Here is a 6,570-nt window from a genome sequence, read left to right on the forward strand (position 1 = left end):
TGCCGACATGAAAAAACCTGTGGGGCCCACGTTGAACGTGGGTCCCGCAGGTCATTCAGCCGGCCTTGCCGGGTCAACCCATGACCGGCTCCGCCACCAGCCTGGCCGCGAGCCCCTCGATCACGTCCGGATGCTTGAGGATGTCATAGTGACCCGCTGCAACCGCGTGGTTCTCACCGCTCCCGTGAACCGCGAAGCGTTGGCCATGGTCACCTGCCCACCAGCACAAGGCAGCGGCGCGGGTTGCCGGCAATGCCGGCAACCGTTCCGACAACGCCTTGAGCCGCATCGCCACGGCAAAGGTGTGGGCCAGTTCGGCGCTTTCGACACTGGCGAAGGCCGACGCTACCTGCAGCCCCGAGCGTGCCGCTTCGATCAGCCGCTCAAGCAGCGGCACACCACTGCCCGCCGCGATGGCAGGCAGCACCAGCTGCTCCTTGGCCAGCCCCAGCAGCACACTCAGGAAGTTGCCAAGGTCGGCACTCCAGTCCGCCGCCGGCGTTGCCGGCGCACCGGTGGGGATGAAACTGTCGACCAGGCCAAGCAACGATACTTGCTGGCCCTGGGCTTCCAGCTCCTGGGCCACCAGCACCGCCAGCGTGCCACCCAGCGACCAGCCGGCAAGCTGGTATGGCCCTTCGGGCTGCTTCTGGCGAATGTACTGGGCATAGTCGATCGCCATGGCCTGCAACGAATCATCCTGCCAGTTGCGATCGAGCAGCATGCGGCATTGCACGCCGTAGACGCTGCAATGCCCTTCCAGCCGGCGCGCCAGCGGCTCGTAGTCGAACACCGTGCCAAAGCCTGCATGCAGGCAGAACAGCGGCCTGGCCCCGGCTACCCGGCTGTTGAGCAGCAGCATCGGATCAAGGGCGACGTCGGCATCGGTATAGCCGGAAAGCTCGCCAATGGTGGGCCTGGCCATGACATCGCGCAGTTTCAGCTCGATCGACAGGTCGGACCGTGCTCGTACCTTCGACAGCATCTTCAGCACGCGCAGCGAATCGCCCCCCAACTCGAAGAAGTTGTCATCGACACCAACTTCATCCACTTCCAGCACTTCCTGCCAGATGGCCGCCAGCGCCTTTTCCGTGTCATCGCGCGGAGCCACCCGCACCGGGCGCCCGGCCAACTCCGGGGCCGGCAGCGCATTGCGATCGATCTTGCCATTGGGCGTGAGTGGAAACGCCGGCAGCAATACCCACTGGGTCGGCACCATGTAGTCCGGCAGGTCGGCACGCAAGGCGTCACGCAATGGCGTAGCGGAAGTCACCCCATTGCCGGTGACCAGATACGCCACCAATTGCTTGCCGGTAGCGCCCTCCCGGGCCACCACCACAGCATCCCGCACATCCGCCAGATTCCGCAGCCGTGCTTCGACTTCCCCAGGTTCGATGCGGAAACCGCGAACCTTCAACTGGTTGTCCAGGCGGCCGATGAAATCGATCACGCCATCCGCCCGACGACGCACCCGGTCACCGGTGCGGTACAGCCGCCCGCCCTGGGCAAACGGGTCGGCGACAAAGCGCTCGGCGGTCAGGGACGGACGCTGGTGATACCCGCGCGCCACACCCTCGCCACCAATGTAGAGCTCCCCGGCCACGCCATCGGGCACCGGGTTCAGGCCCTGGTCCAGCACATGCAGCGTACGCTGGCCAACCCGCTCACCGATCGGCGCATACACCGCCTGGCATGACTGCTGCGCCGATACTTTCCACAACAGGGGGGTCACGACCGTTTCGGTAGGCCCGTAGCCATTGGTCAGGAACTGCGGGCGCAAGGTCCGCTTGACCAGTTCGAACAGTGCATCGGGCACCGCGTCACCGCCAAAGCAATAGATGCGCACCGGCGGTGCGGCCTCCTGCCGGGTTTGCGCGAACTCGGCCAGTTGCTGCAGATACGCCGGCGGGAAGCAAGCAATGTCGATGCGCTCGGCATGCAGTACCTGCCAGGTTTGCTCGGCAGTCCACAGCTGGCTACCGCGCACCACCAGGCCGCCGCCTGACGACAAGGTCGACAGCCAACGCTCCTGGGCACCGTCGAAAGCGAACGACATGAACAACAGCTCGCGAGTGCTTTCATCCATCTGGTAAAGGTGAGCGATTGCCTGGCAGTGCAGGCCGATCTGCCCGTGGCTGACCGCCACGCCCTTGGGCTTGCCGGTGGAGCCAGAGGTATAGATCAGGTACGCCAGGTTAGTGTCGTGCACCATCACCTGAGGGGCATCGGACGGCAAGCTGGTGATAGCCAGAAGGTCCAGCTCCACGCAGTGCTCCACCCCGGCAAACCGCTGGCGCAAGCCGCTGCTCGTCACCAGCAGGTGCATGGCCGAATCCTCGACAATCCACTGCAAGCGGTCCTGCGGGTAGTCGATATCCAGCGGCACATAGGCGGCGCCGGTTTTCATCACCGCCAGGAATGCCACGATCACCTCCACCGAGCGTTCCAGGGCGATGCCCACCGTAACCTCCGGGCGCGCTCCCAAGGCAATCAGGTGGTGTGCCAGGCGGTTGGCACGCTCATCCAGTTGGGCGTAGCTCAACTGTCGCTCGCCACAGGCCACCGCAATTGCCTCTGGCCGCACCTGGGCATGCCTGGCAATCAGCTCGGCCAGCCTTGGCATGGCCTGCTCGCATGGCTGCAAGCCGTTGCGAGCCTGGGCCTGCTGCGCTTGCGCCGGGGTCAGCATGTCCAGGCTGCCCACGGTGGCGTGAGGGTTGTCGAGCATGCCCTCGAGCAGCCGTTCGAAACTGCCACGAATGCTGTCGGTGGCTTGCTCCGTGAAGCGGTTGCGCAAGTAGAGGAACTCGACCGAGAGCGTCTCGCCCAGATGCACCGCCAGGTCCATGGCGTAGTTGGTCACGTCGCGGTTGCTCACCTCACCGAACTGCAGCGAGCCACCACCACCTTCCTGCAGGCGTTCGTCCACCGGGTAGTTCTCGAACACCACGATGCTGTCGAACAACGCTTGCCCGGCCTGCCCTGCCCAGCGCTGCACATCGGCCAAGGCTGCATGTTCGTGGTCGCGCAGTTCCAGGTTGCAGGCCTGCAGTTGCTGCAGCCAGTCGACAATCCGCTGCTGCGGTTGGGGCGTCTGCACCACCGGCAAGGTGTTGATGAACAACCCCAGCATTTCGTCGGCACCGGGCAAGCCGGCTGGCCGGCCCGCCACGGTGGCGCCGAAGCACACCGTGGCTTGCCCGGTATAGCGCTGCAGCAGCAGCAGCCAGGTCGCTTGGATCAAGGTGTTGGGGGTGATGCGCAAGCGCTGGGCCTGCTCGCGCAGTTGCCGGGTACGCGAGGCATCCCAGCGCAGGTACAGCGCGGCGTGCCCCTGCAGGTCTGCCGCGGGGCGAGCCGCCAGGCTGTCCGCCAGCCAGGTGGGGCTTTCCAGCTCTTGCAGCTTGCCTCGCCAGAACTGCTCCAGCGCCGCCTTGGGCTGCCCGGCAAGCCAGCGGATGTAATCGCCAAACCGCCCTGCCGGCGCTCGTGCTGGGTGGCCATGGTAAGTCTGCAACACCTCGCCAAGCAGCCGCGAGGTACTCCAGCCGTCCATCAGTATGTGATGACGGGTCCACAGCAGGTGCAAACGTTCGTCGTCCAGCCGCACCAGGGTCAGGCGCATCAACGGTGCGACACTCAGGTCCAGGCCTTGTGCGGCATCGGCCTCGGCCAGCGCCTGCAGCATCTGCGCACTTACCGAGCGGTCGCGCCAGTCATGCACGACCACCGGCAATTCGACCTTGCGGTAGACAAGCTGCAAAGGTTCGGCCAAGTGGGGCGCCGACCAGAAGGCACTGCGCAGGATATCGTGGCAGTCGATCACCTGCTGCCAGGCTGCCACGAACCGTTCGATTTCCAGGCCTTTGACTTCCACCGAAGTCTGGTTGATGTAAAGCGCGCCTTCAGGCCCCTGCAGCGAATGGAACAGCATGCCCTGCTGCATCGGCGACAGTGGGTAGATATCGGCCACCTGCCGTGCAACTGCCGGCAGCTCATCCAGCTGTTGTTGGCGCAGCGCGGCCAGTGGGAAGTCCGAAGGCGTTACACCACGGTTGCCAGGCTCGCAGCAATGAGCAATCAACGCGCCAAGCTCTGCGGCATAGTCATCTGCCAACTTTTGCATGACCGCGGTGTCGTAGCGCTGCGCACTGAAGGTCCAGCCAAGTTTCAGCTCGCCGCCGTAAACCTGGCCGTTCAGGGCGATCTGGCTATCGAGTGGCGCATCGGCTGGTTTGGCCGCACCGCCGTATTCGCGCGCGGGTGCGAACAAGCCCGACTGCTCATCGAAGCTACCGTCGAACTGCCCGAGGTAGTTGAACACGATCTCGCCCTGAGGCAACGCAGCCAGGGCCTCACGCGCACCAGCCGGCCCCATGTACTTCAGCGCGCCATAGCCAAGGCCTTTGTTCGGCACGGCCCGCAGTTGCTCCTTGACCGCCTTGATCGATTCGGCGATCCCGCCCAGCGGGCTCAACTTCACTGGGTACATGCTGGTGAACCAGCCCACCGTGCGGCTCAGGTCAATGTCATCGAACAGGTCTTCCCGGCCATGGCCTTCCAGCCTGACCAACACCTCCGGCCGCTCGGTCCAGAGGGCGATCACCCGAGCCAGGGCTGTCAGCAGCAAGTCATTGATCTGCGTGCGATAGGCCGCAGGGGCATCGTGCAACAACTGTCGGGTGGCTTCGCGGCCCAGCCGCGTACTGACCGACGCAGCGTGCTGCTGCTGGTTGCCGCCCTGCGCATTGGCGCACGGCAGGTGGTCGCTGGTGCCCTGCAACTGCGCTTGCCAGTAGGCAAGTTCCGCTTGCAGCGCCTCGCTCTGGGCATAGGCCTGCAGGTGCTGCGCCCAGGTCTTGTAGGCGCTGGTCTTGGCTGGCAATTGCACCGGCTGTCGGTTGCCCAGGGCCTGGTAGGCCTGTTGCAGGTCCTCCAGCAACAGGCGCCACGACACACCATCTACCGCCAGGTGATGAATGACCAGCAGCAGACGCTGGCTGCCATCGGGCAGGCTGGCCAGCAGCGCACGGACCAGCAAGCCTTGTTGCAGGTTCAGGCTGCGTTGGGCCTGGTCAGCGAGTGCGGACAACGCCTCCTCGTCCGCGCACGCATGCTCCCAGAGTATCCGCGCCTGGTGCTGTGGCTTGTACTCGGCTTGCCAGGCCCCCGCCTGCTGCTCGAAGCCCAGGCGCAGTGCATCATGATGGGCGACCAGTGCCAGCAACGCATCGTGCAGGCGGTCCGCTTGCAGGGGTTCGCTGGGTGTCAGCAGAATCGACTGGTTCCAATGCCCACGCTCACCGATGTCGGCCTCGAAGAACCATTGCTGAATCGGGGTCAGCGGTGTGCTGCCCGTGATCGGCCCTTGCTCGCCAATACCTTCGACAACACGCCGTGCCACCGTGGCCAGGCCTTGTACGGTCTGATGCTGGAACAGTTGCTTGGGGGTGAACTGCACGCCGGCCTGGCGGGCCTTGCCCACGACCTGAAGGGAAACGATGGAGTCGCCACCCAGTTCGAAGAAGTTGTCGTCCAGGCCTACCCGCTCCAGTTTCAGCACATCGGCCCAGATCGCCGCGATCTGGTGTTCCAGTTCACTCTGCGGGGCCACGTATGCCGCTTGCAGCAGGCTGGCGTCCGGTTGCGGCAATGCACGGCGGTCCAGCTTGCCATTGGCGGTCAAGGGCAGTTTGGCCAGGAACAGCAGGTGGGCCGGCACCATGTAGTCCGGCAGGTTCGCCTTCAGCGCAGTGCGCAGCGCGTCACGCTCGGCAGCCTGGGCCTCGGTGCTGGCCATCACGGCCGCATCGGCAGGCACTACATAACCCACCAGCTGCTTGCCGCCCGGGCCGTCCTGGGCCAGTACCACGCCTTGGGCCACGCTGGCCTGCGCCTGCAGCCGCGCCTCGATCTCGCCCAGTTCGATGCGAAAACCTCGAATCTTCACCTGATGGTCGATCCGCCCCAGGTACTCCACCACCCCCGCGCCGCCGTAGCGGGCCAGGTCGCCCGAGCGGTACAGGCGGCCACCCTGGCTGTCGAACGGGTTCGGCACGAAGCGCTCGGCGGTCAGCCCCGGGCGCCCGTGATACCCCCGCGCCAGGCCGGCCTGGCCGATCACCAGTTCGCCGTGGCTGCCCGGGGCCACCGGATTCAGCGCGGCATCCAGCAGGTACCACGACAGGTCCGGGATCACCTCGCCGATCGGGCTGCTCGCGCCCTTGGCCAGGTCGGCCTTGGTGATCGGCCGGTAGGTCACATGCACCGTGGTTTCGGTGATGCCGTACATGTTGATCAGCCGTGGCTGCTGGTCGCCGAACACCTCGAACCAGGGCTCGAGGCTGCTCACATCCAGCGCTTCGCCGCCGAACACCACATGCCGCAGGGCCAGACCCAGCCCCTGACGCGCTGCCGCGCAGGCCACCGGGATCAACTGGCGGAACGCCGACGGCGTCTGGTTCAGCACCGTGACCTGCTCACGCTGCAGCAGCGCATGGAAGTCCTCGGTGGAACGCGCCACGTCCTTGGCCACCATCACCGCCCGACCGCCGTACAGCAACGCGCCGA

1 protein-coding gene is annotated in these 6,570 nt (G+C 65.5%); it reads right to left on the bottom strand.

Features of this window, described 5'->3' with window-relative positions:
- Positions 1-73: 73 nt before the first annotated feature.
- The coding region (locus B2790_RS10220) for a non-ribosomal peptide synthetase (protein WP_286918765.1) at positions 74-6,570 on the bottom strand (6,497 nt) is incomplete at its 5' end.

Origin of the sequence: Pseudomonas sp. UBA6753, assembly GCF_002453565.1 — a bacterium.
GTDB classification, from domain to species: Bacteria; Pseudomonadota; Gammaproteobacteria; order Pseudomonadales; family Pseudomonadaceae; genus Aquipseudomonas; species Aquipseudomonas putida_Z.